The organism is Actinoplanes sp. GCM10030250, assembly GCF_042666575.1.
In the GTDB taxonomy this organism is placed as follows: Bacteria; Actinomycetota; Actinomycetes; order Mycobacteriales; family Micromonosporaceae; genus Actinoplanes.
Map to the genome: position 1 here is coordinate 1 of NZ_JBHTDO010000065.1, position 26,510 is coordinate 26,510.

Here is a 26,510-nt window from a genome sequence, read left to right on the forward strand (position 1 = left end):
GCGCGCGGCGTGAACGGGATGTGCCCGCTCGGCGCCTGCTGACCCTGACCGATGATCTCCTCGACCTGCTGCCGCACCCCCTCCAGGGAGATGCCCAGGCTCTCCAGAGCCTTGGCGGCGACACCCTCACCCTCGTGGATCAGGCCGAGCAGCACATGCTCGGTCCCGATGTAGTTGTGGTTGAGCATCCGGGCCTCTTCTTGGGCCAGGACGACAACCCGCCGCGCTCGGTCGGTGAACCGCTCGAACATGCCCATCACGTCCTCGCCCGGGCACCCACGTCACCCGCCGCGCTGGACGGTCGCCTGCCGGCGCGTGCGCCGGCTCACGCTGAGTCGGGGACTCTTGGCCACGTCGCATGGTTGACGTGGGCAGCCACTCGTGGCACAGGCGGGCGCTCCACCCACCCAAATGTTATCCCAGTCACTCCCGCCCCACCGCCCTCGCCTCCACCGATGTGGGGCCGGGAGGGGTGCTCGCGCGTGGGTGGGCGCACACGTTGACGTTGCGTGCGAGCTGGGTTGGGTCATGGCGTGGGGAACTCCTGAGGGCGTGGCCGGAACGTCCAACCGGCCACGCCCAGCTTCAGGAGATCAGATCCGGTCAGCCGCGATCAGCAGGTAGTGGAAGCTTCCCTCTTGGTACGCGGTGAGGAATGCCTCCTCGATGCCCGTGGCCACCGGGGACATGGTCCGCAGCTGCCAATAAGGGATCGTCGCGGCGGTCAGATCGACCACATTGATCGGCACCAGGCCGTTGTCCGCGAGCGCCGTGAAGTAGGCGCTGCGCGGGTGGATGTCGCAGGTGTAGTGCTCGTTGATCTTACTGACCGACTTGGAGCGCAGGCCGGTCACGTCGTTGGCGCAGCCGGTGATGCAGACGTAGCGGCCGCCGAACCTCAGGACCCGGGTGAACTCGCGGTAGAGGTCGCCGAGGTCCACGTACATGGTGGTCTCGTTGGTCCAGACCGCCTGGCGGGAGCCGGGCGGGAGCTGGGTGTCGAGCATGTTGCGGAAGTGGAAGCGGACCCGGTCGCCGACACCGCGGCGGGCGGCCTGGTCGTTGGCGAAGCCCACCTGGTACTCGGAGATGGAGACACCGTCGACCTCGCAGCCGAACCGCTGGTTGGCCATGATGCTGGTGCCGCCCCGCCCGGAGCCGCCGTCCAGCACGAGGTCGTCACCGCCGAGCGGGCCGAGGTGGTCGAGGAGCAGGTCGGCCTGTGCGCTCTCCAGCCGGTGCAGTTCGGCGATGATCCGCTGGTCGCGGGTGTCCGCGGGGCCTTCGAGGACCGTCGGGTCGTAGGGGCCGACGCCGTAGTGGTGGTGGTAGAGGTCGTCGACCTCGCCCAGCCGCAGGTTGACCGGATCCTGCTGGTTGGTGTTCCAGTATGCGGCGACGGATCTCTCGAAGTCGGTACGCAACACGGTGGTAGTCATGATCAACTCCCGTTCGTGGATCGGTATCGGCTGGTGGTGGCGTGCCAGTGGCGGCTCCCGCCCAGCCAGGCCCAGGTGTCGGCGAGGAACCGGCGCAGATGCGGTGACCCGGTCGCGCTCAGCTGTGCGGCCTGGTCGACGAAGGCGCGCATCAGCTCGTTGTGCACCTCGACGGTGCGCAGGATCGCCTCGCGCCGGCTCAGCCCCTCGTTCGCGACGAGCACCGACGGCAGGTTGAAGTCGTGGTCCGACTCCCGGGTGCTGGAGTGCAGGTCGTTGACGAGCGTCGCGGCGTTGCCGGCCATCGTGAACGCCCGGCGGACCCGCGGGTGGTAGAACTCGTGCGCCGGCAGCTCGTACCCGCCCAGCACGTCGATGAGGATCATCGGCGGCAGGTAGCTGTTGGACTGCCGCTGCACCAGGTACTCCCACACCGGCGGCGTGCGGCGGTTGACACGCCAGTCGGCCTCCTGGGTGGAGGCCAGGAACAGCAGCGACACCTGGTGCTGGAAGCGGCCGATCTGCGCTGGTGACGCGTACCGGGATAGGTGTTCCACGGCGGTCCGGAAGGCTACCGAGATCGGCCGGAGCCGGTGGTGTGCGTCGAGGTCGGCGGCATACCGCGGGACCATCCGGGCGGGATCGATCACGGCCATCAGGTTGGTCAGCCGGGAGCCGACCACCGCCGGGTCCGCGCCCAGCGACACCTCGTCGACGTAGTAATCGTCCGCCGCCCATTCGGCTACCAGGCACTTCGTGGCAGCGACCAGGCGATCTGGATCGGTCACCGCCGGGTGGGCGAGCATCAAGAAGCGACCGAATCCGTACGACCGGAGCCGGTCCAACCGGCCCGGATAGATGCCTGTCTGCTCCGCCCAGTCGGCCACCGCGTCGTCGACGATCCTGCCCAGCGCCGGGTCGTCACGCACCGCGCCGGGGCAGAACAGCTCACCCTCGGCGGGCGGCGCCACGAAGGGACCCGCGAAGGCGCGCGCCGCCGAGGTGCCGATCCCGGACGGCTTGGGTTCACGGTGAAGAGGCTCGCCGCGGAGGAGCCGGCTCAGTGCTGCCGGTGGCGCGTTCGCGACGTCGGCGAGGATCGCCGACGCCAGGTCGAGGGTCGCTGTGGACATCAGTGGGAGAGCTCCACGTGGTCGAGGATGCCGAGGGCGTCCGGCACCAGGACCGCCGCCGAGTAGTAGGCGCTGACCAGGTACGACATGATCGCCTGGTCGCTGATGCCCATGAACCGCACGTTCAGCCCGGGCAGGTACTCGTCCGGCAGCCCGGTCTGGCGCAACCCGACGACGCCCTGCTCGGCCTCGCCGGTGCGCATGGCCAGGATCGACGTCGTGTGGGTGTCGGTGACCGGGATCTTGCCGCAGGGCAGGACCGGTACGCCGCGCCAGGACGGCACGGTGTGCCCGTCCATCTCCACCGGCGGCGGGTAGATGCCCCGCTTGGTGCACTCCCGGCCGAACGCGGCGATCGCCTGCGGATGTGCCAGGAAGAACTTGGTGCCGCGCCGCATGCTGAGCAGCTCGTCGAAGTCGTCGGGAGTGGGCGGGCCGCCGCGGGTGTGGATCCGCTGGCGCAGGTCCGCGTTGTGCAGCAGGCCGAACTCGGGGTTGTTGACCATCTCGTACTCCTGGCGCTCGCGCAGCGCCTCGACGGTCAGCCGCAGCTGCTGTTCCAGCTGGTTCATCGGCTCGTTGTAGAGGTCGGCGACCCGCGTGTGCACGCGCAGGACGGTCTGTGCCACCGACAGCTCGTACTCGCGGGGTGTCAGCTCGTAGTCCACATAGGTGCCGGCCAGCTCAGGCTCACCGGTGTGGCCGGCCGCGACCGTGATCTCGGCCTCGCCGTGCTTGTTCTGCGGGCGTCCCGCCTTGTCCCGGAACTGCTCGACGTGGCTGCGCAGCGTCTCGCTGCGGGAGGTCAGCTCGGTGAAGGCCGCGCGGGGCAGGGCCAGGATGGTCACCGCGGTCATCGCCTTCGCGGTGTACCCCCAGATCGGGTCGTCCGCGACGAGTACCTTCTCACCGAACTTCTCACCGTCGGCGAGCACGCCGAGGCTGACCGGGTCGCCGTACGCCCCGAAGCCGATCTTGTCGACCTTGCCGTGCGCGATCAGGTAGAGGTTGTCGGCGACCGAGCCGAACTCGACGATCACCTGGCCGGACTGGTACTCCTGCTGAACGAAGCGGTCCGCGATGGCGCGCAGCAGCTCCTCGTCCTCGACCCCCGCGAGCAGCGCGATCTCCCTCAGCTCGCCGGGGATCACGTGGACGGCGGCGCCGGTGTTGGTGAACGTCAGCCGCCCGTCGCCGAGCCGGTAGTTCATCCGCCGGTTCACCCGATAGGTACCGCCGCGGACTTCCACCCACGGCAGCTTCCGCAGCAGCCAGCGGGAGGAGATCTCCTGCATCTGCGGGACCGACTTGGTGGTGTGCGTCAGGTTACGGGCCGCCGCCGTGCTCAGGCTCTGCCGCTGCTGGTGCTCCTGCTCCTCGCGGCTTTCGAACGACTTCAGAGAACTGGTCACGGCTGGGCACGCCCCGTTTCATGCGCAATGTGGGCTTACTGCTCCAAAGTTCTATCCCAGGTCAAAGGCCGTTTTGTCGGTTTTTGCAAATATGTGTAGATCTGTCCGTAAGCTAAGTGATCATGGAGGACCAGGTTCTGTCCCGTACGGTCGTGCTCGCCGCGCCCCGGTCGTTCTGCGCCGGCGTCGACCGGGCGATCGACATGGTCGAGCAGGCCGTCAGGCTTCACGGGGCTCCGGTCTACGTACGCCGCCGGATCGTGCACGACGCCCACGTGATCGCGCGTCTCGAGGAGCTCGGCGCGATCTTCGTCGAGGAACTGGACACCGTGCCCGACGACGCGATCGTGGTCTTCTCCGCACACGGCGTCGCTCCCACCGTTCGCGTCGAGGCCTCCCGCCGCCGGCTGAACGTGATCGACGCGACCTGCCCGCTGGTCGCCAAGGTGCACAGCGACGCGCGGCGCTTCACGAACCGTGGCGACACCGTGCTGCTCATCGGCCGGGCCGGGCACGAGGAGGTGGAGGGGACGCTGGGCCAGGTGCCCGGGAGGATCCGGCTGGTGCAGGACGTGTCCGAGGCGGGCGAGGTGGAGGTCGCCGACCCGGAGCGGGTGGCCTACCTGACCCAGACCACGCTGGCGCCCGAGGAGACCGGGCCGGTGGCCGACGCGCTGCGCGAGCGTTTCCCGGAGCTGAGCGGGCCCGGCACCGACGACATCTGCTACGCCACCACGAACCGGCAGGAGGCGGTGGCCGTCGTCGCCGCCGAGTGCGAGGTGGTGCTCGTCGTGGGTACGGCCGACTCGCAGCGCCTCGTGGAGGTTGCCCGCCGCAGCGGCACCCCGGCCTACCTGGTCGAGGACGGCGCCGGCGTGCACCCGCGATGGCTCTCCGGCGTCCGCACGGTCGGGCTGACCGCCGGCGCCTCCACACCACCACACCTGGTCGTCGACGTGATCGACACGCTGGCCGGCCTCGGCCCCATCCGCATCGCCGAACGCCGCACCACCGAGGAAAACATCACCTTCATGCTCCCACCCGCCCTCCGCCCGACCTGACCCCGCCTGACCCCGCCTTGCGGACGGGCATAGGCGCGCACATTGGAGTTGCGTGCGCGTTTACCCACGTCAGGGGCATTGTCAGCGCACACACAACCCCAATGTGCGCAGCCACCCACGCTGGGCCCGGCGGGGACGGGCGCGGGAGCGGGCCAGTGCGGGCGGGCCAGTGCGGGCGGGCGCGGGCTGGCGGGAGCGGGCGGCGCGGGCCAGTGCGGCGGGCGCGGGCTGGCGGGAGCGGGCGGCGCGGGCGGGTGTTGGCGGGTGGGGGCGGGGCTCCGCGTGGGGCGGGGCAATCGGAGCGCGGCGGTGCAATACGACCGGCGCGGGCGCTGCGGCTCGGGCGGTGCAGTTGGTGGCGGCCGCAAAAGGCGGGGAGCCGTCGACCGTACATATAAAGGAGAAGGACCACCCGGAAGCGCGAGTAAAAGTCGGGGTGGGAAGGGGGGCGGACGAGCCCCGGGCGATCACTCAGCAACCAGTCTGGCAGGCTGCTGATTGTGGAAGCGCTTCGGTTGATTCTTCTTTTTGTCCACCTGCTGGGATTCGCGCTGCTGCTCGGTGGTGCGGTCACGCAGTTCCTGTCCGGCAGATTCCGGATCAATCCGGCGATCCTCTGGGGTTCGATCATCCAGCTGGTGACCGGAATCGGCCTGTCGGCTCCGCTACGTGGCGGTGGCGATGACGAGCCGAGTCCGGTCAAGCTCGGCGTGAAGCTGCTCTTCGCCGTCCTGATCTTCATCATGGTTTTCATCCCCCGGAAGCGTGAGAGCGTCAACAAGGGGCACTTCATCGGGATCATCACGCTGACGGTGGTGAACGCGGCGGTCGCCGTCTTCTGGCACTGACCGTGCAATGAGGCGCCGCCGCGGCCTGCGGACCCCGGCCGGGCAGCGTACGCTCGACCAGCCGCCGACCGTTGGCGGTCGGTGATCTTGCACACGGCGACTACACAGGCGACTACACAGGGTCGTTGCGTAGGATTCCGGGTCCGTCACCAATAAGACAGCACCAATAAGACCGCACAGCAAGACCGCACCAGTAGGACCGCACCAGCAAGACCGCACCAGCGCAAGCGAGGGGAACCGAGGAGCACGATGCCGCTCACTCCGGCAGACATTCACAATGTCGCCTTCAAGAAGCCTCCGATTGGCAAGCGTGGCTATGACGAGGAGGAGGTCGACGCGTTCCTGGACGAGGTCGAGCAGGAGCTGATCCGACTTCTCGAGGAGAACGGCGCGCTGCGTGAGCAGGCCCAGCGCGGCGGCGGTGGCAGTGCCGCCTCGACGATGGTGCTCAACAACGAGTTCGCCGACCTGGCCGCGCAGCTCGAGCGCCTTCAGGAGGCCCGCGCCCGCGCCGAGCAGAACGCGCGGAACATGCAGTCCCAGCTGGAGCGCGCCCGCAGCCAGGCGCCGTCCGGTGCGGCTGCCTCGGCGGGCGACGACGACCGTAACTCGCGGGTGCTGATGATGGCGCAGCGGACGGCCGACGAGCACATGCGCGACGCCCAGAACGAGGCGGAGAACGTCATCGGCGGCGCGCAGGACAAGGCCGAGCAGCTTGTCAGCGACGCGCAGCTCAAGGCCGGCACGATCGAGAGCGACGCGCGCCGCAACCACACCGAGGCGATGGACAGCCTGGTGGAGAAGCGTGCCGCCCTGCTCGACGAGATCGACCGTCTGGGCCAGCTCGCCTCCAGCTATCAGGAGGCGCTGACCAACCACGTCACCCAGCAGCTGATGGACCTGACGAGCAACCCGGACGCCTCGGGGCGCGAACTCACCTGATCTGTCGCACCACAACGACCGGCACCGTTTTGGGTGCCGGTCGTTTTTGCGCCGAGGCGAAGGTCAGGGGCGCATCTCGTACGCGCCCACCAGGCTGAGGACCTGCTCCCACACCTTGCCGGTGCGCTGCTCGTCGGTGACCGGGCGGACGATCTGGGTGAGCGCCCACGCCGCCTGCTCGGCGGTGGTGGCCGCCTTGCCGTGCAGTTCGGTGGCGTACGCCGAGAAGTCCCGGATCAGGATCGCGAAGATCTCGTCCAGCAGGTCATCGTCGAGATCGGTCAGGCCGGCCTGCTCGAGGATCAGCTGGCCGTAGACGACGAGCGCGAACAGCTGCCCGAGTGAGAGCAGGAAGTCCAGGTCGGCCTGCTGGCTCTCGTCCGGGGCGTGGTCGCGCAGCAGGTCGCCGAGCGCGTCGGCCTGTGTGCGGAACCGGGCCACGTTGGGCAGGTGCGCGTGGGCGTCGTACGCGATCCGCCAGTCGTGGAACCGGATCTGCCCGAGGCCGCGCGCCGGGCCCTGCCGGAACAGGAACTCGTCGTCGGCGGCGTCGTGCCGGGTCGGCACCGGTGCGTACTCAGCCGGGTGGAACAGGTAGTTCGGCATGAACTTGAGGATCAGGGCCAGGTTGACGTGCACGGTGCCCTCGAGTTTCGGCAGGCCACGGATGTCCTTGGCGGCCTTGTCGAAGTAGGTGCCGGCCTCGAAGCCCTTGGCGGCGATCACGTCCCAGAGCAGGTCGATGACCTTCTCGCCCTCGGTGGTCACCTTCATCTTGGTCATCGGGTTGAACAGCAGGTAGCGGCGGTCGTCCGGCCCCGCCGAGCGGAAGTAGTCCACGGCGCGGCCGGCGAAGAGCTTCATCGCGGCCAGGCGGGCGTACGCGTCGGTCAGCTCGCGGCGCACGTGCGGGAAGGCGGTGACGGGATTGCCGTACAGGATCCGGCGGTGCGCGTGGGTGACCGCCTCGTAGGTGGCGTGCTCGCAGATGCCGATCGCGGCCGTGCACAGGTTGAACTTGCCCACGTTCACCGTGTTCAGCGCGGCGTCGAAGGCGGCCTTGCCGGTGTGCAGGATGTCCTGCTCACGAACGGGGTAGTCGTCCAGCCGGAACTCGCTGACGAACATCTGCGAGTTCACCACGTTTCCGGCCAGGTGATAGGTCGGGTGGCGGCTGTCGGCGGCGAAGAACACGTAGCCGTCCGGCCCCTCGACGCCGGCGACGCGCCCGAAGACCGACACCAGGCCGGCGACGTTGCCGTTGCCGATGTAGTACTTGCTGCCGGTCGCGGTGAAGCCGCCGCCGCCGTCGGGGGTGAGCACCATGTCGGTCGCGTAGATGTCGGCGCCGTGGCCGCGCTCGGAGAGCCCGAACGCCATCACGTGCCCGTCGTCCAGCAGCCGCGCGGCGTGCGTACGGGCGACCTGGTTGGCGCTCTGCCAGACCGGGCCGAGGCCGAGCACGGTGACCTGCCAGGTGTACCAGTAGTTCAGCCCGTAGAAGCCGAGGATCTCGCTCAGCGCCGCGTTGCGGGCGGTGTCCCAGCGCCTGCTCGGCCCGTCCTCGTCCGGATCGTCGGCGGCCGGCGTGAGGAACTGCGCGAACAGCCCCTCCTTCGCCGCGAAGTCGAGGAAGTCCGAATACCAGGCGCGATCGATGTACGAGTCGAGCAGCGCCTTCTTCCCACGCTCCTCGAAGAAGTCGATCGTCGCGCGCAGCAGACGGCGCGACTCCGGATCGAGGTGCACCGGGTCGTACGTGTGCGGGTTGAGGAGCAAGGGACGTCCCTTTCTACAGATCGCGGAGGGTGTGCAGCACGTCGTCGAGCCAGTCGAGCAGCATCCGCTCGTACGCGATGCCGCCGCGCAACACGACATGTTGCAGTCGCTGCCCGGCGTCGAGGTCGGCGTCGCCTCCGAAGTCGCGTTTCTCACCGGTCAGGTAGCGGTGCAGGGTGGCCTCGTGATCGGCCCGGTATCGCTCGACCTCGCCGATCAGCGCTGCTCGCCCGGCGTCGTCGTCGAAGGCCGCGCCGCGGATCTTCACCGCCAGCTCGTGCCGGACCGCCTCGGGCTGGACCGGGCGGCGCAGCCAGTCGATCAGCTGTGCCCGGCCGGTCGCGGTCACCGAGTAGGCCCGCTTGTCGGGACGGCCGTCCTGGCCGATCTCCTCGGCGGCCACCCAGCCGTCGCTCTCCATCCGCTTGAGAACGCGGTAGATCTGCTGGTGGGTGGCGGTCCAGAAGCGCCCGATCGAGCGCTCGAAACGGCGGGCCAACTCGTAACCGGACCCGGGCCTCTCGAGCAGGGAGACGAGGATCGCGTGCTCCAGAGCCATGGCCGCCATTCTGCTATGCAACGAGTTGCATAGCAACCGCTCCGGAGAGATCCGGCCTGGTGACAGGTCCTGACCCGTCGATAGCATGAGAAACGTGAGTGGCGCGGCGCTACCGGACGACCCCAGGCCGGGGCCTTTGACGCCGGACGAACGGGAAGAGCTCCTGCGGGAGCGTGAGCACGCGGCCGACGTGCGGGACGCCCGTGCCTCCCGGCGGGAGCGCAAGGCCGACCTGCGTGACCGGCGTGCCGATCTCCGGGACCGCCAGGCCGACGAGCGGGACCGGGCCGCCAACGAGCGGGAGGCGTCGGCCAACGAGCGGGAGCGCCTCCTGGACGACGAGGCCCGGGAGCAGGCGAGCCGCCCGCTTGATCCGATGGACCGGTTCCAGGGCACCCTGGCGCGGGCCTCGGAGAAGACCGCCCGCAGCAACGAGTTCCTCGAGCGGTCGCGGGAGAGCGTTCAGCGAGGTGTCGAGCGGATCGACCGCCTGCGCGCCGACGCCACCGAAGCGGACTGACCCCACCGGCTCAACACGAAGATCCGCCATGCGTACCTGCATGGGTGATTTCGCCCTATATGACACGATACGGTGATGTCGCTTTCCCGCCGGGCCGTACTCGGAGCCGGGGCCGCCGCCCTGACCGGCGCCACCATCCGCCCACGGTCCGCCATCGCCCGCAGCGGTCCCACGACCGCCGACTGGGCCGCTCTCGGCGCCTCCCTCGGCGGCACGGTCGAGACGCCCGGCACCACCGGTTACGACACGGCCCGCCGCCTGGTCGACCCCCGCTTCGACCATTTCCGCCCGCCGGCCGTCGCCAAGTGCGTGAGCAGCGCGGACGTCAGCGAGGTGATCCGCTTCGCACGCCGCCTGCGGATCCCGGTGGTCACCCGCGGTGGCGGCCACTCCTACGTGGGGGCGTCCACCGCCGCGTCCGGCGTGGTGATCGATCTGCGTGGCCTCAGCGACGTGCGCCCCGACTGGGCGAGCGGGACGGCCGAGATCGGCGGCGGGGCACGCCTCATCGACGTCTTCAACCGCCTCGGCGCGGCGGGCAAGGCGATCCCTTCAGGATCCTGCGGGTCGGTCGGGATCGGCGGCGTCACCCTCGGTGGTGGCATCGGCATGGCGGCTTCGGCGTACGGGCTGACCTGCGATGTTGTTGTCGGAGCGGAACTGGTCGGAGCGGACGGGCGGGTCCGTGCCGTCGACGCGAAACGGGAGCCGGACCTGTTCTGGGCCCTGCGCGGTGGCGGCGGAGGACAGTTCGGGGTGGTCACGCGGTGGCGGATGCGGACCTACCGGACGGGGACCGTCGGCACATTCGTGCTGAACTATCCGTGGACCGAGGCGCGGCGGGTGGCGGCGGGGTGGCAGGCGCGGCTGATCGACGCGCCCGACGAGACCTGGTCGTCGTGCCAGTTCGCATCGGACGGGCGGGGCCGTTTGACCGTACGCATATCGGGTGTCGTCCTTGAGGGTGACGCCGCCGCCGAGGCCGCGGAGATCGCGCGTGCTGTCGGGCGTGAGCCGGCGACCGCCAAGCTGGACCGCCGCCCGCACCTGGACGTCCTGCGTGATCGCGCCGGTGCGGACGGGCGCGGCACCGAGCTGGTGGGCAGCGAGATCTTCCGGGAGGTGCTGCCGGAGGCCGGCATCGCGACGCTGCTCGCCACAGTGGAGCGGCGGGCTCGCGAGGGGCGGCCGGGTGTGGCGAAGTTCAAGCGGATGACGGGTGCCGCGGGGCGGGTCGCGCCGGAGGCGACGGCGTTCCCGTGGCGTGGTGTGCACACCATGCTGCAGTGGCTCGTCATGCCGGGAGCGAGCGACGCGGCGGCCGTCCGGGACGGGTACGCGTGGATCGAATCCGGACACCGGGCGATGCGTAACTGGTCCGCCGGCCGGTACGTGAACTATCTCGAGCCGAGCCCGGCGGCGCTGCCTCGCTACTACGGCGGGAACTTCGCCCGGCTTCGCTGGATCAGGACGGTCGCTGATCCGCAGGGGTTGTTCCGGTCGCCGTACGCTCTCTGATCCCGCTTCCTGGCGTTTTTGTTGCGGCGCCGGCCGGTCAGCGGGTCGATTCCCGTTCGAGGCAGGCGTTCATGTGCGGGGCGGCGGCGAGGAGCAGCTGGCGGCCGATCGACTCCAGCTGGCCCACCTGCTCCGGGGTCAGTGCGTCGAAGATCATTCTGCGCACCTCCCGGACGTGGTTGGGCGCGGCCTCGACCAGCGCGTTCATGCCCTCGTCGGTGAGCACCGCCAGGATGCAGCGGGGCTCGTTGTCGGCCGCGCGGCGCCGGACCCAGCCCTGACGTTCCAGGCGGCTGACGGCGTGGGAGAGCCGGGAGAGTGAGCCGTAGGCCAGGTCGGCGAGCGTGCTCATGCGCACCGTGTGGTCCGGTGCGTTGGAGAGCGAGGCGAGGATGGAGTATTCGAAGAAGTTGATCCCCGAGTCGCGCTTGAGCTGGGCGTCGATGGCCGGCGGCACCATCATCAGCATCGAGCTGAACGCCACCCAGGCGTGGCGTTCGGAGTCGGACAGCCACGGGACGTCGGTGTGGTCGCTCACAGAAAAGCACGATACCCGGGTTTGCCACTTGAACATTCAACCCAAGACGTGTCACAGTCGAGTTGAACATTCAAGCTCGCATTTTGGGAGAAAACGATGGCCGTTCTGCGTATCGACGCCAGCATCCAGGGCCCGCGCTCCGCGAGCACCGAACTCGCCGACCTGGTCGAGGCCGAGTGGACCGCCACCCGCCCCGGCACCACCGTCGTACGCCGGCACCTCGGCGCCGAACCGCTGCCCGCCGACGCCTGGGCCAGCGCGATCCACGGGTCCTTCACCCCCGAGGAGCAGCGCTCCGACGCGCATCACAGCGCCCTCAGCCTGGCCGGGTCCCTCGCGGGCGAACTCCGCGACTCCGAAGCTGTGATCCTTGCGCTGCCGCTCTACAACTACGGGATCTCCCAGCACGCCAAGGCCTGGATCGACCTCGTGATGGCCGGCGGCGACCAGGGGGAGAAGCTCCTCGACGGCAAGCCGGCCATCGTGCTGACCACCCGGGGCGGGGCGTACGGGCCGGGGACGCCCCGAGAAGGCTGGGACCACAACACGGATTACCTGCGCCGGGTGGTTGCTGACATCTGGGGTGCGGATCTGACTTTGATCGAGCGGGAGTTCACGCTGGTGGGGGTCAATCCGGCGCTGGACGCCTTTGCTGAGACCGCGGCTCTGATGCGCAAGACGGCGCACGAGGCGGCCGTCGCGGCCGGGCGCACCCTCGCCGTCCGCTGATCCGGGGCCGGCCGGCCTGGCTCCGCGGCAGCGGCCCGGCTTCAGGGCGGCGGTCCGGCTTCAGGGCGGGCGGGACCTCAGAGCGCCCGGCCTCGGGGCGGGCGCGGCCGGCCCTCGCCCCGTGGGCGCCGAGCCCAGCGTGGGTGGCCGCACACAATGGAGTTTCGTGTGCGCTGGTAGCGCCTATGACCTGGGTAAACGCGCGCACAACCTGAACGTGTGCACCTACCCTCGCTCGTCGCGATTCCCCGTCTGCCGCGCCGCGATACTGTCGATTTGAGCCCGCCCGCCGTCGCTGACCTTCACAAGATCGCTGACTGCTACAGGATCGCTGATTTTCACAAGAGCGGGGGAGGGCGGGGCGGGCCGGACGGGGGAGCGGCGGGTGCGTTGACTGAGCGTGACACACAGGAGAACCACGAGGGCGGCACCGATGGCAGCGGGCGTGACCCGTTCGCCGAGGAGCAGAGCTGACCAGAGCAGCGTGAGCACCGGCTGGACCAGCTGGACCTGCCCCACCCGGGCGATGCCGCCGCGGGCGAGGCCGGCGTACCAGGCGAAGAACCCGAGGAACATCGACACCACGGTGAGGTAACCGAACGCCACCCACGCGGCGCTACCGCCGGGAGTGTCGGGCGCCGCCACGAGTGACACCGGGACCGTGACCGGAAGGGAGAGCAGCAACGCCCAGCAGATCGTCCGCGCCCCGCCCAGCGTCCGCGCCAGCACACCGCCTTCCGCATAGCCCAGCCCGCAGAGCACCACCGCCACCACCAGGTAGAGATCGGCAATCGACAGGCCGCCGTGCACCACCCCGGTACCGATCAGAAAGCCGAGTACGGCGACCAGCCCACCGAGGGACGCCACCCAGAAAAGGGCGGTGGGCCGTTCCCCCGCGCGCAGTACCGCGAACACCGCGGTGATCGCCGGCAGCACGGTGACGACAACCGCGCCGTGCGCCGTACTCTGGGTGGTCAGTGCGAGCGACGTGAACAGCGGAAACCCCACCACCACACCGAGCGCCACCACACCCAGGCGCCCCCATTGCGAACGGGTGGGCCGCCGCGCTCCGGAGCACCACAGATAGATCGCAGCGAGCACGGCAGCACCGGCCGCCCGTCCGAACGCGACGAACCAGGGGTCCAGGTGCTGCACGGCCACACGCGTCGCGGGCAGCGACAGGCTGAACCCGAGCACCCCCAGCGCTCCGAGTGTTACCGCCATCTTGCCTGTAGCGCTACTCTTCTCCGTCATGAATGACGGTAACGCCAGAGCTCGCGTTATCCAAGATCTCCGCAGCCGGATCACGGCAGCGGAGGCCGGCTCACGCCTGCCACCGGTGCGTGATCTGACCACCAGGCACCACACCTCACCGGTGACCGTGGCCGACGCGATCCGCCAACTGGTAGCGGAAGGACTGGTGGAAACACATCCCGGCCGCGGAACCTTCGTCGCGCCCCGTCCCGCCGCCAACGCGGCTCCCGACCTGTCGTGGCAGACCGTCGCTCTCGGCCCGCGCCGGCCGGGGGAGGAGGAGATGCGGGCGTTACTGGCGTTACCGCCCGCGGGCGCGATTCCGCTCACCGGCGGCTACCTTGACGCCGACCTCCAGCCGACCGCCGCGCTGGGTGCGGCGCTGGCCCGGGCGGCACGGCAGCCGGCGTCCTGGCAGCGCGGCCCTGCCGAGGGGCGTGAGGAGCTGAGGGCGTGGTTCGCCCGGGAGGCCGGTGGCGGCCTTCGGGCCGATGATCTGGTGATCTGCCCCGGCGGCCAGGCCGCGCTCTCCTCCGCCCTCCGCGCGCTGACCATGCCCGGCGACACGATTCTGGTCGAATCGCCCACCTATCTGGGTGCGCTGGCGGCGGCGCGCGCGGCGGGGCTGCGGGTGGTGCCGGTGCCGGCTGACAGAGATGGGGTACGGCCGGAGCACCTCGCCGCTACGTTCGCCAGGACGGGCGCGCGACTCTTCTACTGCCAGCCGCTGTTCGCCAACCCCACCGGGGCGACCTTGGCGGTGCCGCGCCGGGCTGAGATCACCGCGATCGTACGGGACGCCGGCGCCTTCCTCGTCGAAGACGACTACGCCCGCGACCTGGTCATCGACGGTGACGCCCCGCCACCCCTGGCCGCACACGACCCGGACGGGCACGTCGTCTACCTGCGATCGTTGACCAAATCGGCGGCCCCCGGCCTGCGGGTCGCGGCGATCGGCGCCCGTGGCCCCGCCGGCGCCCGTCTCCGCTCCGGCCGGCTCCTCGACGACTTCTTCGTGGCCGGTCCACTCCAACAGGCCACGTACGACTTCGTGACTTCTCCGGCCTGGTCCCGTCACCGCCGTACCCTCCGCGCAGCGCTCCGCTCCCGGCGCGAGGCCCTCCTCGCCGCGCTCACCCACCACCTGCCCGGTCTCGTCCCGGCGGCCATCCCCCGCGGTGGCCTGCACCTGTGGGTACGCCTCCCCGACGGCACCGACGACACAACCGTGACCACCGCCGCAGCCGCCGAAGGCGTGATCGTCTTCCCCGGCCGCCCCTGGTACGCAGCCGAACCCCCCGCCCCCCACCTACGCCTCACATACGCCGCCGCCCCACCCCACCTCATGCACGAGGCCATCCACCGCCTTGCCCGAGCCCTCCCCCGACCGCCCACCCCCACGCCGAGCGACTCGCCGAACCCCGGCTGGTCGTGAGCGCTGCTTCACGCAGCTGGAGGCAGCCTTGGGAGCCAGCCGCGGGGCCGGGGCGGGCGGCGTCAGGGGCGGAGGCGGTCGAGGCCGTCGAGGAGCAGGTCGAGGGTGAACTCGAACTCGACCTGGCTGTCGCACCAGCCGAGCGTCGGATCGCCCGCGGCGTGCATTTCCTCGGTCATCATCGCGGTCAGGTTCGGTACCACCTCGGCCATCGCCGCGAGGTCCTCGTCCGAGGTGTCGTCGGTGTCCGCGGGGCTGAAGATCTCCTGTACGAAGCCGAGCGTCATGCTGCCGAACGAGTGCACTGCGCGGTGTGCCAGCCGGTACGAGAAGCCGGCGCCGACCATCGTCGCGACTATGCCGTCGTAGTAGGGGTAGACGATCGGCGGGATGTTGCGCCGCGAGGTCAGCAGTGCCGGCGCCCAGGGGTGGCGCAGCATCACCTGCCGAGCGGCGAGGAACTGTCCGCGCAGCCGTTTGCGCCAGTCGTCCTCGCTCGTCTGGCCGGCCGCGGTTATCGCCTCGGCGAGCACTGTCTCCACCACGCCGTCGAGCAGGGCCTCCTTGGCCGGCAGGTGGTAGTAGAGCGACATCGCCTCGACGTCCAGGTCGGCGGCGAGGCGGCGCATCGTGAGTGCTTTCAGGCCTTCCGTGTCGGCGATGGCCACCGCCGCGCCGAGCACCCGCTCACGGCTCAACGGCTCCCGCCCGGCCCTCGGCGCCACGACCCTCCTCAGCACGACGATCCGCGAACAGCTGCGCAGCGGCGATCCGCACGATGATCCGCATGACAGCTTCGCACGGGCGATCCGCGCGACCGGGATCAGCTCTTGACTCCATGGTCTACCTTACAACGTAAGACTGCCTTACCTTGTAAGGTTATGGAGGAGACACCGATGCATCCACTCGTTCGTACCGCCCGAGCCACCGGGCTTTTTTATCTCGGCCTCGCCGTCAGCGGCATGTTCGGCTTCCTGCTGATCCGCCCGCGGCTCTACGCGGCCGGCGACCCCGCCGCCACCCTCGCCAACCTGATCGAGAACGAGTCGCTCGCCCGTGCCGGCGTCGCGTTCGAACTGCTCATCGTGGTCACCCAGGCGCTCGCCGCGGTCTGGTTCTACCGGTTGTTCCGGGCCTCGGACCCGCTCAACGCGTTCGGCGTCGCGGCCTTCGGGCTGATCAACTCGGTGATGATCCTCGGCAGCGCGGCGATGCTCGGTGCGGCGATCGAGGTGGTCCAGGACCCGATCGGGGATCCGGCGAACACGGTCCAGCTGCTGTACCTGGTGAGCGACAACCTCTGGGGCGTCGGCGCGGTCTTCTTCGGGCTGTGGCTGATCCCGATGGGCAGGTGCGTGCTGAACTCGGGCCGGTTGCCGCGGGCGCTCGGCTGGGTGCTGATCGCCGGCGGGGTGGGCTATCTGGTGAGTGCTTTCGCACGCTACCTCGCCCCGGACGCGGGGATGGTGGCCGACGTGCTGGCCTTCCCGGCCTCGATCGGCGAGTTCTGGATGATCGGCTACCTGCTGATCCTGGGCGTGCGCCGGCCGAGAGACACCGTCGGCGAGGTGACGACCAGCGATGCCGGCCAAGAGACACCGACGTTGAGGTGACGACCGGCGGCCCCGTTCATTCCGGGTCGGGGGCGCTGGATAGGCTTGCGGCGTGGCTCATGCAGCGGAAACCCCGGTAACCGCCGTCCGGGTCGAGCGGGCGGGTGACCAGCACCGGATTCACCTGCTGCGTGCCGACGGCCGGTTCGAAATGATCAATGCGGCTGCGGTCGCCGGTGGCCTCCGGACCTCCGGCGACGTCCTGGCGGAGTTGCTCTCCCAGGGCGTGCCGCTCGACGACGCGGCACACTGCGTGAGCGAGATCGACCCCGGCTTCGACGCCCAGGCCGCACTCGCCCGCCGCCCGCACCGCGGCGCCGCCACCGGGTGACACCCGCCAGAGAACCGCGGCGGACGCGGGTCATCGCATTGGCTGCGGCGGGCGTGTTCCTGGCTGTGGCACTCGGCATCCGCCTGCTGGTGAGCGACGGCGGCATTCTCGACGGCCGCAGCGCGCTCACGCAGCACTCCGGCACCGCCCTCTACGCTTCCATGATCTACGCCGGCGTCTTCGTCCTGGTTCCGGCCGCCCGCCCGATCCCGGCCGGGGCAGCGGCGATCACCTTCTGCTGGGCGGTCGAGTTCCTTCAGCTGACCGGCATCCCCGCGGCGTTGTCGGAGCGCAGCCTGCTGGCGCGCCTCGCGCTCGGCGTCACTTTCGACGCGAAAGACCTTTTTTGGTACGGCGTGGGCGTACTGCCGCTGGTGGCTTTGCATCTGTGGGTCACCCGTAAATCGGTGGCGCCCGCCGCGCGGCCGTGATTACCCTGGCCGGCATGCCGTACGTCCTCTACCTCTGAGTTCGGCTCCCACCTTCGGTCGGAGTCGGCTTCACCCTGCCCTTCTGCGGGCGGGGCTCAGAGGAAGAGAAAGAGGATGTCTCTCAGCATCACCCTGCCCGCCCGCGCCCGTGCGCAGCTTGTCGCCTCGCAGATCAGGGTCGTCCGTGGCGGGCGTCCTGTGCTCGACGGTGTGGATCTCGCGGTGTCGTCCGGGACCCGGTGGGGCGTCGTCGGTGAGAACGGGCGCGGCAAGTCGACCCTGCTCCAGGTTCTGAGCGGGACGTTGGTGCCGGATGCCGGCACGGTTCAGCTGGTCGGCACCATCGGCGTGGCCGAGCAGGAGATGACGGCCGGCGCGGAGACCGTGGGCGACGCGATCGACGCCGAGCTCGCTGACGCCAGGGCCGCGTTGCGGGCGCTCGACGAGGGTGCCGCCGGCGTGGCCGCCGGGCGGCCGGGAGCCGGGGAGGCCTATGCGCGGGCGTTGACCGCCGCGGAAACCCTCGGCGCGTGGGACGCGGACCGGCGTGTGGATCTCGCGCTGGAGAGCCTGAACGCGGAGACCGACCGGGGCCGGCCGTTGCGGACGCTCTCGGTGGGTCAGCGTTATCGCGTACGGCTGGCGTGCCTGCTGGGGGCCGGACACGATTTCCTGCTGCTCGACGAGCCCACCAACCACCTGGACGCGGCGGGTCTGGACTTCCTGACCGCGCGGCTGCGGGCGCACCCGGGCGGGATCGTGCTGGTCAGCCACGACCGGGCCCTGCTCACGGACGTGGCGACCACGATCCTGGACCTCGATCCGAGCCGGGACGGCCGGCCGGTCGTCCACGGCGGTGGGTATGCCGGTTTCCAGGCCGGGCGGGCGGCCGCGCTCGTCCGGTGGGAGCAGGAGTACGCGCAGCAGCGAGAGGCGCACGCCCGGCTCACCCGTGATCTGTCCTCGGCGCAGAACCGGCTGGTCAGCGGGTGGCGCCCGGACAAGGGGACCGGCCGGCACAAGCGGGCCACCCGGGCGCCGGGCCTGGTCCGGTCGGTGCACCGGCGGCGCGAGGATCTGGAACGGCACGCGGTCACGGCGCCGGAGCCGCCGCTGCGGTTCGTGATGCCGCACCTGCCCGCCCGGCCGGGGACGACCCTGCTCGCGGCGGACGGCGTCACCGTCGAGGGGCGCCTGCGAAAGCCGGTGTCGCTCGCTTTGGAGTCGGGATCGCGCCTGATCGTGACGGGACCGAACGGCGCCGGCAAGTCGACTTTGCTCGCGGTTCTGGCGGGACTTCGCGAACCCTCGGCGGGGGTGGTTCGGAGTGCTCCAGGCGTACAGCTGAATTTGCTGGCTCAGGAGTCGCCGGAGGGTGACGCGCGCCGTGCTGAGGAAGTGGTCCCGGGCCTCGCGGCTCTGGGTCTGCTGCCGGCGGCGGACCGGTCGCGTCCGGTGCGGGAGTTGTCGACCGGGCAGCAGCGGCGGCTGGATCTGGCGAGGTTGCTCGTGTCGGCGCCGCACGTGATCCTGCTGGACGAGCCCACCAACCACCTGTCGATCGCGTTGGTGGATGAGTTGACCGAGGCGTTGCGGGTCACTCCAGCGGCGGTGGTGATCGCGACGCACGACCGGCAGATGGGGCGTGACCTGGCCGGTTGGCCCCACTTATCCCTGGCGGATTAATCCTTTGTCTGCCAGGGTGTGTCCGATAGCGAACATTCACGAATGTAGCAATGTTAAAGATCTACATTCCTGACATGTCACTGCAACCGCACCAAAGCCTCGCTGGTGACTTATCAGGTCAGCCAGTGCTGGCACCACACCTCCAGGAGACGATCGAGTCACTCGCCGCGGGTGAGACGGCCCGTGAGATGGCAGCCCGTCTGTACATCTCCACCAACACCGTCAAGTCCCGGCTCAGGACGCTCTATCGCCAGCTCGGCGCCCGTGATCAGGCGCACGCCGTGGCGATCGCGTTCCGGCTCGGCGTGCTCCGCACCATGGACGGCCCCGTGCCCCGCCGCGACGGGGCCGCCCAGGCGATGCAACCGGTTGTCATCGCCAGCCTCAACCCGCAGCGGCTCCGAACAACCATTGCCGACCTGACCGCACTTTTGAGGGTCGCTGAAGTGTCGACGCGTCCGGATTCCATACCTTCGGGCGCGTCGATACATGAGCTCCTCCACTATGTGGGCGAACTGGCCCGCGGAAAAGTGGATCACGTGGACGATCCGCACGAGGTCCTGGCGCGGATCGCGGAGATCGCCGAGGCAGCCACCAGCCCGGTGGAAGACCCGTTACGACTGACCAACTGAGACACGACATCGGGAGTGGCCGGCGGCCACCCGGTGGTCAGACCACGGCGTGGCCGCCATGCCAAACTCAACGGCCGGCGTGCAGGCCGGCTCCCTCCGGCCGAGGAGCGGGGACCCGATATCCCGCGTAGCCGCCGGCACCGTTGACACCGGTGGCAGGCTCGGACGCATCAAGACCACAGCTGGTCAGCGTGTGCTGGCGCAACAGCAGTGACGTCGGCACCGGCGCGATCTCCCGCCAGGCGAAGCACTCCCGGATGACTGTGGAATTCTCCCCACCGGTCAGCTCCCGGTCAGCATCGAGCATCGTCCGCAGGATGCTGTGGTAGGTGAGGAAGTCCGGCGACAGCTTCCCCCACGTGACGGCGAGCAACTTACCCACGTAGTCGCGGGCGAGCAGCAACGACTCCTTGAAGGCAGCCTCGTTCCCGGCGTACGCCGCGGTGAAGTCCGCCTGGATCTGCGCCAGGTCGGCAGCGGTGCCCGGCAGGTTCGTCGACCGGACCCGCAGATCGTCGCTGATCAGCTTCTTGGCGACCAGGTCGTGCTGGAACACCTCGACCATGGTGTCGAAGACGGCGCCGGTCAGTGGCAGTGACCGGTCGTGCGGCTCGTCGCCGACGTCGGACATGCGCAGCCCGTTGAAGGCGATCCGGATCTGCCGGCTGTCCGAGAGCTCACCGACCCGGTCCAGGCCGTTGATGGTGAGCAGGTTGCCCTTGGTGCTCTCCAGCAGGTGGTCCACGACCGAGTGGAAGTGCAGCGAGGCGATGATCGCGACCAGGTCGCCGGAGGACTCGTGCATCCCGCCGTAGTCGATGCCCTCGTCGGTCGGGCTGGCCGGGAAGCCGACCTCGGCGAAGATGATGCTGTGGCCCAGCTCGTGGGCGAGCACGTCGAAGTTCTCGCAGTACGGGCGGGTGTGGTCGATGGTGCCGTTGGCGGTGCGGCCGAAACCGAATTCGAGGAACCCGTACCCGGACTGGGCGTTGTTCCACTCGATCAGCGGGATGAGCTCGAGGCGGGCGAAGTCGGACTCGAAATGCCATTGGATCGTACGGCCGAAGTAGTCCTCCCAGATGTCGAGCACCCGGCGGACCGTGGCGTACATGGTCGCCGCGGAGAACTCGCGGGTGTTCGGGTCCAGGTGGTCGAAGTGGCCGTCCGGCCCCGGCTGGACCGGTGGGTTGAAGCCACCCTGGTAGGGCGGGCGGAAGAACCGGTTGTAGGGCAGCTTGCCGACGGCGTCGATGACGAACATCCGGTCGTCGGCCGGTCCGGCCTGCACGGCGGACGGGTCGAGGGCGATCACGACCTCCTCCGGCTCGGCGAACAGCGGGCCGGAGCCGTCGGCCATCTGCAGGAATCGGGGCTGCGGGAAGATCCGGAAGCGGGTGCCGAAGTCGGCGATGCGGCGATCCAGGTCGAGGGACATGGGAAGACCTCCTGAGGTCGAGACCTCAAGCGGTATCGGCGTGCGGTAACGGAGTCAACGCACCTGTCCAAGAACCATTCGAAACGGGTCGCCCATCGGTCTGTCACATCTCGGCTGGCTGCCCCGTCCCTCCCGCATGAGAATCGCAGTGGCCGGTGGCACCGGCTTGATCGGGCGGATGGTGACGGACGCGGCGCGCTCCGGCGGGCACGACGTGGTGGTGATCTCCCGGTCCGGCGGGGTGGACCTGATGACCGGGGCGGGGCTCGACGACGCCCTGCGCGGGGCGGACGCCGTGATCGACGTGGCGAACGTGACCACGCTGAGCCGGGCGGAGTCGGTGGCGTTCTTCGGCACCACCACCGAGCGGCTGCTCGCCGCCGGGAAGCGCGCCGGTGTCGCCCATCACGTGGCGCTGTCGATCGTCGGGGTGGACCGGGTCGAGTCCGGCTACTACGAGGGCAAACTGCGCCAGGAGGAGCTGGTGAAGGCCGGTACCGTCCCGTGGACGATCCTGCGGGCCACCCAGTTCTTCGAGTTCGCCGGCCAGATCCTGGGCCGGGTGCCGGGTCCGGTCGCGGTGATCCCGAAGATGCGCAGCCAGCCGGTGGCCGCCGCCGAAGTGGCCGCGGAACTGGTCCGGATCGCGGTTGCCGGGCCGCTCAACCGGGTGGTCGAGATGGCCGGCCCGGATCGACTGGACATCGCCGCCATGGCCCGTGAGGTGCTCCGGGCGCAGGGGAGCCGGCGGTTGGTCCTGCAGATCCCGGCGGGTCGCGCGATGGCCGAGGGCGGTCTGCTGCCAACCGGTGAGGTCACGCTGGGCAGGATGCGGTTCGCGGAGTGGCTGGCGGACACGGCGGCGCCCCGCCCGTGACGGGCGAGGCGCCGGGGCCGGCGGTCAGCCGACCGGGCTGGTGAACTCGCGGCCCGTGCCGGGCACCTGGGTGGGCAGTCCCCGCCGGGCCCGCTCGGCGCGGACCGCGACCTCCACGAAGTCCCAGGCCTGGGCGATCACCACGACCGTGATGACGATGCCGGTGAGCCAGGAGAGCGGCTCCACGGTGCCCCACTCCAGACCGGCGATGAACTCCGGGTTGAAGAACTGCTCGGTGGCGAGCAGCCAGACCACCGGGACGACGTAGAGCAGGCCGAGGACACCGTTGACCACCGTGGCCTTGTGCGACCAGCCACCCTGCCGGTAGAGCCAGACCATGTAGAGGGCTTCCAGGGCGAGGACCACGATCAGGTACGGCCACCAGAAGGTCCAGTTCGCGGGGTCCAGGGTCGGCACGTCGGTGAAGGTAAACTGCTGGAGGACCAGCGCGGCGATCAGGAGCACCGGCCAGATGATCCCGGCGGCGAGCTGGCTGACGGTCATGAAGTTCGACTCGTAGCGGGGGAGGTCGTCGGGCGTCCACGGGCGGTCGCGCATCGACGGGGCGGCAACCCCGGTCCGCTCCAGGAGCGCGAAGACCGCGGTCACCCAGAAGGCCATGTTCACGCCGATGGTCAGGATGTTGGTGACCACCCCGCCGATCACGGTGCCGATGCTCTCCGACTCGATCGCGTCGACTGTCGCGAGGATGATGACCACGACCGGCAGCACGATCGAGAGCAGCATGGTGAGCAGCCGTCGCCAGGCCGGGTAGAGCTGCGGGCCGATCAGGAACTGGGTGCGGTCGGCATAACCGTCGGCGAGCCGGTCGGGGTCGCCGAGCTCGAGAAGCGTGGCGGTGACGGCCGGGTCGTGAGCCTCGCCGCTGTCCGTCCGGGCCTCGATCGCGTCGTCGATCGAGGTGCGCAGCTCGCGCTCGATGTCGGTGCGCTGCTGCTCGGGAACGCGGCGCAGCACGGTATAGACGTAACGGTCGATGAGGGTTGTCACTTGTCGCTCCCTGAAACGGTGCCGGCGGGGGTGTCGAGGTCGGTGATCGCGCTGTCCAGGCGGGTCCACTCGGTGCGCAGGGCGTTCGCAATCGCCTCGCCCTGCTCGGTGGTCACGTAAAACTTGCGCGGCCGTGCCTCATCGGTGTTCCACGAACTGGTCAGCAGGCCCTGGGTCTCCAGGCGCCGCAGCAGGGGGTAGAGGGTGTTGGCCTCCACCTCGAAACCGGCCGCGCTCAGTGTTTCGAGCAGCGAGTACCCATACCCCGGGGTGCGCAGGACGGTGAGGCTCGCGACGACGACCGTGCCGCGGCGCAGCTCCTGCAGGTGGCTGGAGAGCGTCGCATCCATTGTCATGCCGGTAACTATAGTGTGTCACGCACACTATTGCAACAGGCGCAGCATTGTGTGCCGTCTGCCGGTGACGCACCGCACTCCCAGTAGCTTCAGGTGCTCAGGGTGCCCGCCGATGGTCAGCTCCGAGTAGTCACTCGATTACTCGGGGAGGAGGTCGCGGTGAGTCGCCTGCGAACCCTGGCCGGCTACAGCTTCGAAGCAATTGCGGTGATCACCGCTTACCTGGCGATGTACCTCTCCGGTTACGGCGGCGACCTGCCGATCTGGTGCCTGGTCATGGGCCTGCTCGGCGGTGCGCAGCAGCAGCCCCGGGTGCAGCGGTGGCTCGCGCGGGGCGACCTGAAGCGGTACGTCGGGCTCCGGATGGGGCTGCTGATGGTCACCACTACGGCCTTCGTCTACGGCACCGGCTGGGGTGCGGTGATGGTCGTCGGCCTGGCCATGACGGTCGCGGTGCACATGCGGTTCTCCGGGCCGCACCTGTGGCGCCCGGGCCTGGTGTGGACGCTGCTCTGCGCGATCGCCGGCCAGAGCGCCATCGCGCTGGGCTGGGCGCCGTCCTACATCCCGGCGCCCGCTGTGCACTTCGCCGCATTGAGCGCGGTGGTTCTCTCCGCGCTGCTCATCCGCACCATCGCGGTCACCGACGTGGAGCGCGGGCAGGCGGTGGTGGCCACCCGGGCGACCGAGCGGCGGTACCGGGCGCTGATCCACGACTCCGCCGACGTGTTCGCGATCTACCAGTCCGACGGCACCATCCCCTATGTCAGCCCCGCCATCCGGCAGCTCGCCGGACTCGAGCCCGAGGCGGTCGACCTGCTCGCGCTCAAGAACTGGGCGCACCCGGAGGACGTGCCGCTGGCGGTGCGGCTGCTGGAGGAGGCGCCGGGACCCGGTGCGCAGCTGGTGCCGGCCGAGATCCGGGTACGCGCCACGGACGGCACCTATCGGTGGACCGAGGCCACCATCCGCGACCTCACCGGCGACCCCGATGTCCGCGGTCACCTGATCAACCTTCGGGACATCCACGACCGCAAGACCAGCCAGCAGCAGCTGGCCCACGCCGCCACCCACGACGCGCTGACCGGGCTGGTCAACCGGGCCGCCTTCGGCCGGGCCCTGGACACGGCCTGTGCGGCCGGTGACACCGCGGTGCTCTTCGTCGACCTGGACGGGTTCAAACAGGTCAACGACACGTACGGCCACGACGCGGGCGACGCGATGCTGATCGCCGCCGCGGAGATCCTGATCCGCTGGTCACCGCGTGGCGCCACGGTCGGCCGTTTCGGGGGCGACGAGTTCGGCGTGATCATCGGCTGGCCGAACGGCAGTGCGGAACAGGCGGCCGAGCGGATCCTCGCCGGGCTCAGCGAGCCGATGGTCTTCGCCGGGCAGGAGCTGGTGATCCGCGCCAGCATCGGCGTGGCGGTCACCGAACCGGGCCGCACGTCGGGTGCGGGCGAGCTGCTACGCCGTGCCGACCTGGCCATGTACGAGGCGAAGCGGGCCGGCACCCACGGGTTCGAGGTCGCCCCGCCGCCCGGGGTTCTGATCCAGACCGGGCGCCACACGTAGAAGTGGGCCTGAGCGGTGATTCGCTCAGGCCCACTTCACCGGGTTGCTCAGGTGGTCAGGCGAAGCCCTTCATGGCCGCCCAGTTGGCCGTGATGATCGCGTCCTTCGCGGCGCCGGTGTCGGTGGCGTTCGGGTAGTAGACCTTCACAACACCATCGGTGCCGCGCCGGGCCCACATGTCCGGGATCTTGTCGCCGTTGACGTCCGGGATGCCGACGATCGCGGTGATGTTCGCGGCGGTCCAGTTCGTGCCGTACTGGGTGTCGACGCCCTTCAGCGAGGCCGCCGCGCTCTTCAACGAGTTCAGGTCGACGCTGCCGGCGACCGTGCCGGGCTTGCCGTGCCGGATGTACATGATGCCGGTGTCCGGCTTGCGGAAGGTCATGTCCGGGGCACCGTCGAGGTTCACGTCGGCGATGTTGACGATCTCGGCGGTGGACCAGTTGGCGGTGTCCATCGAGGTCGCGGTCAGGAAGCTCGCGCCGGTGTATCCGGACAGCAGCCAGAACGCCGAGCCGGCCCGGATGGCCAGGTCCGGCAGCTTGTCGCCGGTGATGTCGCCGACGGCCTTCATCTGGGTCCAGGTGGAGGTCGCCGGGGTGTTGGACGGCAGGAGGATCTTGATGCGGTCGTCGACGTTGAAGCTGCCGTAGCCGTCGCCGGGGTAGAGCCACATCGAGCCGTCGTAGTGGCGGACGAACAGGTCGGTGGTGCCGTCACCGGGGTAGACGTCGGCGTACTTGGCGATCAGGGACGTCTTGTTGGTGGCCGCGTCGAACCAGTGCCCGGTCGGGTCCAGCTTGTTGCCGGTGCTGTACGAGGAGACCAGGCACGTGTGGAGCCCGCCGTTGGGCTGGCTCGGGCAGGTACGCAGCCGGCCCTCACCGTTGATCAGGAGCAGGTCCGCCATCTTGTCGCCGGTCAGGTCGCCCGGTGCGTCGGCGACGTCGCTCGGCATCACGTACATGTAGTAGACGGTCCGGACGCTGGGGTTGCCGACCGCGTCGTAGGCGACGACCTCCAGCGAGTTCGGGCCGGCGTTACGGGGCTTCAGGTCCGTCACTGTGGCCTTGCCGCCGGTGGCGGTCGCGGTCCGGGGTTCCTGGCTGGAGAAGGAGTGGATGAACTTCGTCGCGCCGGCCGACTCGAAGGTGACCGAGCCGGTGGTACCGAACTTCACCTTGGACCAGGTGCCGCCGTCGGGCGTGGCCTCCGGGAAGTCCTCGCTGGTGACGTCGGGTGCCGGCGGTGCGGAGGCGTCGATGGTGACCCGGCAGGTCGTCGTCTCGCTGGGGTAGCGGTCGGAGACGGCGTTGCTGGTGTCCTCGGCCCGGACGTCCCAGTTGTAGCTGGCCTTGTCCGTCAGGGTGGTGGTGGCGATGGTCAGGCTGGCCCA

Annotated in this window: 27 protein-coding genes; 14 read left to right on the forward strand and 13 right to left on the reverse strand. The window is 69.7% G+C overall.

What is annotated here, in order from left to right; all coding sequences use genetic code 11:
• From ACFQV6_RS43045 to ACFQV6_RS43060, 4 genes are all read right to left on the reverse strand, one after another.
• Positions 1–251 (reverse strand): Clp protease N-terminal domain-containing protein (locus ACFQV6_RS43045; protein ID WP_378033545.1); only part of this gene is annotated, 251 nt, incomplete at its 3' end.
• Positions 252–593: 342 nt separating this feature from the next.
• The gene (locus tag ACFQV6_RS43050) at positions 594–1,439 is read right to left on the reverse strand and encodes a geranyl diphosphate 2-C-methyltransferase (RefSeq protein WP_378033519.1); all 846 of its coding nucleotides are present in this window, start codon (positions 1,437–1,439) and stop codon (positions 594–596) included.
• 2 nt (positions 1,440–1,441) lie between these two features.
• Positions 1,442–2,572, reverse strand: coding sequence for a family 2 encapsulin nanocompartment cargo protein terpene cyclase (locus ACFQV6_RS43055; protein WP_378033520.1), 1,131 nt, complete (start codon positions 2,570–2,572; stop codon positions 1,442–1,444).
• Positions 2,572–3,984 (reverse strand): family 2B encapsulin nanocompartment shell protein, encoded by a 1,413-nt coding sequence (locus tag ACFQV6_RS43060; RefSeq protein WP_378033521.1) that lies wholly within the window; start codon positions 3,982–3,984, stop codon positions 2,572–2,574. Before ACFQV6_RS43060 ends, ACFQV6_RS43055 begins: the two co-directional genes overlap by 1 nt.
• 122 nt (positions 3,985–4,106) lie before the next feature.
• On the opposite strand from ACFQV6_RS43060, the gene ispH reads away from it, so the two are divergent.
• The 3 genes from ispH to ACFQV6_RS43075 all read left to right on the forward strand — a co-directional run bounded on the left by ispH (position 4,107) and on the right by ACFQV6_RS43075 (position 6,835).
• Positions 4,107–5,045 carry a 4-hydroxy-3-methylbut-2-enyl diphosphate reductase gene (gene ispH, locus ACFQV6_RS43065; RefSeq protein ID WP_378033522.1) on the forward strand — a complete coding sequence of 313 codons (939 nt, stop codon included), beginning with the start codon at positions 4,107–4,109 and terminating at the stop codon, positions 5,043–5,045.
• Positions 5,046–5,545: 500 nt separating this feature from the next.
• Positions 5,546–5,893: a hypothetical protein gene (locus ACFQV6_RS43070; protein WP_378033523.1), complete on the forward strand. Its 348-nt coding sequence runs from the start codon at positions 5,546–5,548 to the stop codon at positions 5,891–5,893.
• 249 nt (positions 5,894–6,142) lie between these two features.
• On the forward strand, positions 6,143–6,835 hold the full coding sequence (locus tag ACFQV6_RS43075; protein WP_378033524.1) for a DivIVA domain-containing protein: 693 nt from the start codon (positions 6,143–6,145) through the stop codon (positions 6,833–6,835).
• Positions 6,836–6,898: 63 nt separating this feature from the next.
• Here the strand turns inward: ACFQV6_RS43075 and ACFQV6_RS43080 are convergent, their stop codons facing one another.
• A complete protein-coding gene (locus ACFQV6_RS43080; protein WP_378033525.1) occupies positions 6,899–8,614 on the reverse strand; it encodes an acyl-CoA dehydrogenase family protein in 1,716 nt (571 codons plus the stop codon).
• 13 nt (positions 8,615–8,627) lie between these two features.
• A complete protein-coding gene (locus ACFQV6_RS43085; RefSeq protein ID WP_378033526.1) occupies positions 8,628–9,173 on the reverse strand; it encodes a PadR family transcriptional regulator in 546 nt (181 codons plus the stop codon).
• 94 nt (positions 9,174–9,267) lie between these two features.
• Between ACFQV6_RS43085 and ACFQV6_RS43090 the strand changes: the two genes are divergently transcribed.
• Together ACFQV6_RS43090 and ACFQV6_RS43095 are read left to right on the forward strand one after the other, a co-directional pair.
• Complete coding sequence (locus tag ACFQV6_RS43090) at positions 9,268–9,693, forward strand: hypothetical protein (protein ID WP_378033527.1); 426 nt, start codon at positions 9,268–9,270, stop codon at positions 9,691–9,693.
• Between the two features lie 75 nt (positions 9,694–9,768).
• Positions 9,769–11,211: an FAD-binding oxidoreductase gene (locus ACFQV6_RS43095; protein ID WP_378033528.1), complete on the forward strand. Its 1,443-nt coding sequence runs from the start codon at positions 9,769–9,771 to the stop codon at positions 11,209–11,211.
• 37 nt (positions 11,212–11,248) lie between these two features.
• On the opposite strand, the gene ACFQV6_RS43100 is transcribed toward ACFQV6_RS43095, so the two are convergent.
• Complete coding sequence (locus ACFQV6_RS43100; RefSeq protein ID WP_378033529.1) at positions 11,249–11,749, reverse strand: MarR family winged helix-turn-helix transcriptional regulator; 501 nt, start codon at positions 11,747–11,749, stop codon at positions 11,249–11,251.
• Positions 11,750–11,845: 96 nt separating this feature from the next.
• Between ACFQV6_RS43100 and ACFQV6_RS43105 the strand changes: the two genes are divergently transcribed.
• A complete protein-coding gene (locus ACFQV6_RS43105) occupies positions 11,846–12,478 on the forward strand; it encodes an FMN-dependent NADH-azoreductase (RefSeq protein WP_378033530.1) in 633 nt (210 codons plus the stop codon).
• Between the two features lie 225 nt (positions 12,479–12,703).
• Here ACFQV6_RS43105 and ACFQV6_RS43110 read toward each other — a convergent pair whose 3' ends face one another.
• Positions 12,704–13,732 carry a DMT family transporter gene (locus ACFQV6_RS43110; RefSeq protein WP_378033531.1) on the reverse strand — a complete coding sequence of 343 codons (1,029 nt, stop codon included), beginning with the start codon at positions 13,730–13,732 and terminating at the stop codon, positions 12,704–12,706.
• Between ACFQV6_RS43110 and ACFQV6_RS43115 the strand changes: the two genes are divergently transcribed.
• Positions 13,731–15,167 (forward strand): PLP-dependent aminotransferase family protein, encoded by a 1,437-nt coding sequence (locus ACFQV6_RS43115; RefSeq protein ID WP_378033532.1) that lies wholly within the window; start codon positions 13,731–13,733, stop codon positions 15,165–15,167. The two genes, ACFQV6_RS43110 and ACFQV6_RS43115, sit on opposite strands and share 2 nt — an antisense overlap.
• 62 nt (positions 15,168–15,229) lie before the next feature.
• Here the strand turns inward: ACFQV6_RS43115 and ACFQV6_RS43120 are convergent, their stop codons facing one another.
• Complete coding sequence (locus ACFQV6_RS43120; protein WP_378033533.1) at positions 15,230–15,892, reverse strand: TetR/AcrR family transcriptional regulator C-terminal domain-containing protein; 663 nt, start codon at positions 15,890–15,892, stop codon at positions 15,230–15,232.
• 171 nt (positions 15,893–16,063) lie between these two features.
• On the opposite strand from ACFQV6_RS43120, the gene ACFQV6_RS43125 reads away from it, so the two are divergent.
• The 5 genes from ACFQV6_RS43125 to ACFQV6_RS43145 all read left to right on the forward strand — a co-directional run bounded on the left by ACFQV6_RS43125 (position 16,064) and on the right by ACFQV6_RS43145 (position 19,860).
• Positions 16,064–16,780, forward strand: a complete 717-nt coding sequence (locus ACFQV6_RS43125) for a DUF4386 domain-containing protein (RefSeq protein ID WP_378033534.1) — start codon at positions 16,064–16,066, stop codon at positions 16,778–16,780.
• A gap of 52 nt (positions 16,781–16,832) precedes the next feature.
• The gene (locus ACFQV6_RS43130) at positions 16,833–17,111 is read left to right on the forward strand and encodes a hypothetical protein (protein ID WP_378033535.1); all 279 of its coding nucleotides are present in this window, start codon (positions 16,833–16,835) and stop codon (positions 17,109–17,111) included.
• Positions 17,112–17,176: 65 nt separating this feature from the next.
• The gene (locus tag ACFQV6_RS43135; protein WP_378033536.1) at positions 17,177–17,542 is read left to right on the forward strand and encodes a DUF2809 domain-containing protein; all 366 of its coding nucleotides are present in this window, start codon (positions 17,177–17,179) and stop codon (positions 17,540–17,542) included.
• Positions 17,543–17,656: 114 nt separating this feature from the next.
• On the forward strand, positions 17,657–19,228 hold the full coding sequence (locus tag ACFQV6_RS43140) for an ABC-F family ATP-binding cassette domain-containing protein (RefSeq protein ID WP_378033537.1): 1,572 nt from the start codon (positions 17,657–17,659) through the stop codon (positions 19,226–19,228).
• A 74-nt stretch (positions 19,229–19,302) separates the two neighbouring features.
• The gene (locus tag ACFQV6_RS43145) at positions 19,303–19,860 is read left to right on the forward strand and encodes a LuxR C-terminal-related transcriptional regulator (protein WP_378033538.1); all 558 of its coding nucleotides are present in this window, start codon (positions 19,303–19,305) and stop codon (positions 19,858–19,860) included.
• A gap of 67 nt (positions 19,861–19,927) precedes the next feature.
• Here ACFQV6_RS43145 and ACFQV6_RS43150 read toward each other — a convergent pair whose 3' ends face one another.
• Positions 19,928–21,295, reverse strand: a complete 1,368-nt coding sequence (locus ACFQV6_RS43150) for a hypothetical protein (protein ID WP_378033539.1) — start codon at positions 21,293–21,295, stop codon at positions 19,928–19,930.
• A gap of 136 nt (positions 21,296–21,431) precedes the next feature.
• On the opposite strand from ACFQV6_RS43150, the gene ACFQV6_RS43155 reads away from it, so the two are divergent.
• A complete protein-coding gene (locus tag ACFQV6_RS43155) occupies positions 21,432–22,172 on the forward strand; it encodes an SDR family oxidoreductase (protein ID WP_378033540.1) in 741 nt (246 codons plus the stop codon).
• Between the two features lie 24 nt (positions 22,173–22,196).
• Here ACFQV6_RS43155 and ACFQV6_RS43160 read toward each other — a convergent pair whose 3' ends face one another.
• Together ACFQV6_RS43160 and ACFQV6_RS43165 are read right to left on the reverse strand one after the other, a co-directional pair.
• On the reverse strand, positions 22,197–23,183 hold the full coding sequence (locus ACFQV6_RS43160) for a permease prefix domain 1-containing protein (protein ID WP_378033541.1): 987 nt from the start codon (positions 23,181–23,183) through the stop codon (positions 22,197–22,199).
• Positions 23,180–23,539: a PadR family transcriptional regulator gene (locus tag ACFQV6_RS43165; RefSeq protein ID WP_378033542.1), complete on the reverse strand. Its 360-nt coding sequence runs from the start codon at positions 23,537–23,539 to the stop codon at positions 23,180–23,182. Before ACFQV6_RS43165 ends, ACFQV6_RS43160 begins: the two co-directional genes overlap by 4 nt.
• Before the next feature lie 159 nt (positions 23,540–23,698).
• Between ACFQV6_RS43165 and ACFQV6_RS43170 the strand changes: the two genes are divergently transcribed.
• Positions 23,699–25,114: a diguanylate cyclase domain-containing protein gene (locus ACFQV6_RS43170; RefSeq protein ID WP_378033543.1), complete on the forward strand. Its 1,416-nt coding sequence runs from the start codon at positions 23,699–23,701 to the stop codon at positions 25,112–25,114.
• Positions 25,115–25,169: 55 nt separating this feature from the next.
• Here the strand turns inward: ACFQV6_RS43170 and ACFQV6_RS43175 are convergent.
• On the reverse strand, positions 25,170–26,510 hold a 1,341-nt coding region (locus ACFQV6_RS43175), incomplete at its 5' end, for an FG-GAP repeat domain-containing protein (RefSeq protein ID WP_378033544.1).

Coding starts and splice junctions, on each gene's coding strand:
- ACFQV6_RS43085 (WP_378033526.1), bottom strand. CDS start 9,173: ATGGCTCTGGAGCACGCGATCCTCGTCTCCCTGCTCGAGAGGCCCGGG.
- ACFQV6_RS43050 (WP_378033519.1), bottom strand. CDS start 1,439: ATGACTACCACCGTGTTGCGTACCGACTTCGAGAGATCCGTCGCCGCA.
- ACFQV6_RS43155 (WP_378033540.1), top strand. CDS start 21,432: ATGAGAATCGCAGTGGCCGGTGGCACCGGCTTGATCGGGCGGATGGTG.
- ACFQV6_RS43145 (WP_378033538.1), top strand. CDS start 19,303: ATGTCACTGCAACCGCACCAAAGCCTCGCTGGTGACTTATCAGGTCAG.
- ACFQV6_RS43110 (WP_378033531.1), bottom strand. CDS start 13,732: ATGACGGAGAAGAGTAGCGCTACAGGCAAGATGGCGGTAACACTCGGA.
- ACFQV6_RS43125 (WP_378033534.1), top strand. CDS start 16,064: ATGCATCCACTCGTTCGTACCGCCCGAGCCACCGGGCTTTTTTATCTC.
- ACFQV6_RS43115 (WP_378033532.1), top strand. CDS start 13,731: ATGAATGACGGTAACGCCAGAGCTCGCGTTATCCAAGATCTCCGCAGC.
- ACFQV6_RS43140 (WP_378033537.1), top strand. CDS start 17,657: ATGTCTCTCAGCATCACCCTGCCCGCCCGCGCCCGTGCGCAGCTTGTC.
- ACFQV6_RS43095 (WP_378033528.1), top strand. CDS start 9,769: ATGTCGCTTTCCCGCCGGGCCGTACTCGGAGCCGGGGCCGCCGCCCTG.
- ispH (WP_378033522.1), top strand. CDS start 4,107: ATGGAGGACCAGGTTCTGTCCCGTACGGTCGTGCTCGCCGCGCCCCGG.
- ACFQV6_RS43105 (WP_378033530.1), top strand. CDS start 11,846: ATGGCCGTTCTGCGTATCGACGCCAGCATCCAGGGCCCGCGCTCCGCG.
- ACFQV6_RS43055 (WP_378033520.1), bottom strand. CDS start 2,572: ATGTCCACAGCGACCCTCGACCTGGCGTCGGCGATCCTCGCCGACGTC.
- ACFQV6_RS43165 (WP_378033542.1), bottom strand. CDS start 23,539: ATGACAATGGATGCGACGCTCTCCAGCCACCTGCAGGAGCTGCGCCGC.
- ACFQV6_RS43075 (WP_378033524.1), top strand. CDS start 6,143: ATGCCGCTCACTCCGGCAGACATTCACAATGTCGCCTTCAAGAAGCCT.
- ACFQV6_RS43150 (WP_378033539.1), bottom strand. CDS start 21,295: ATGTCCCTCGACCTGGATCGCCGCATCGCCGACTTCGGCACCCGCTTC.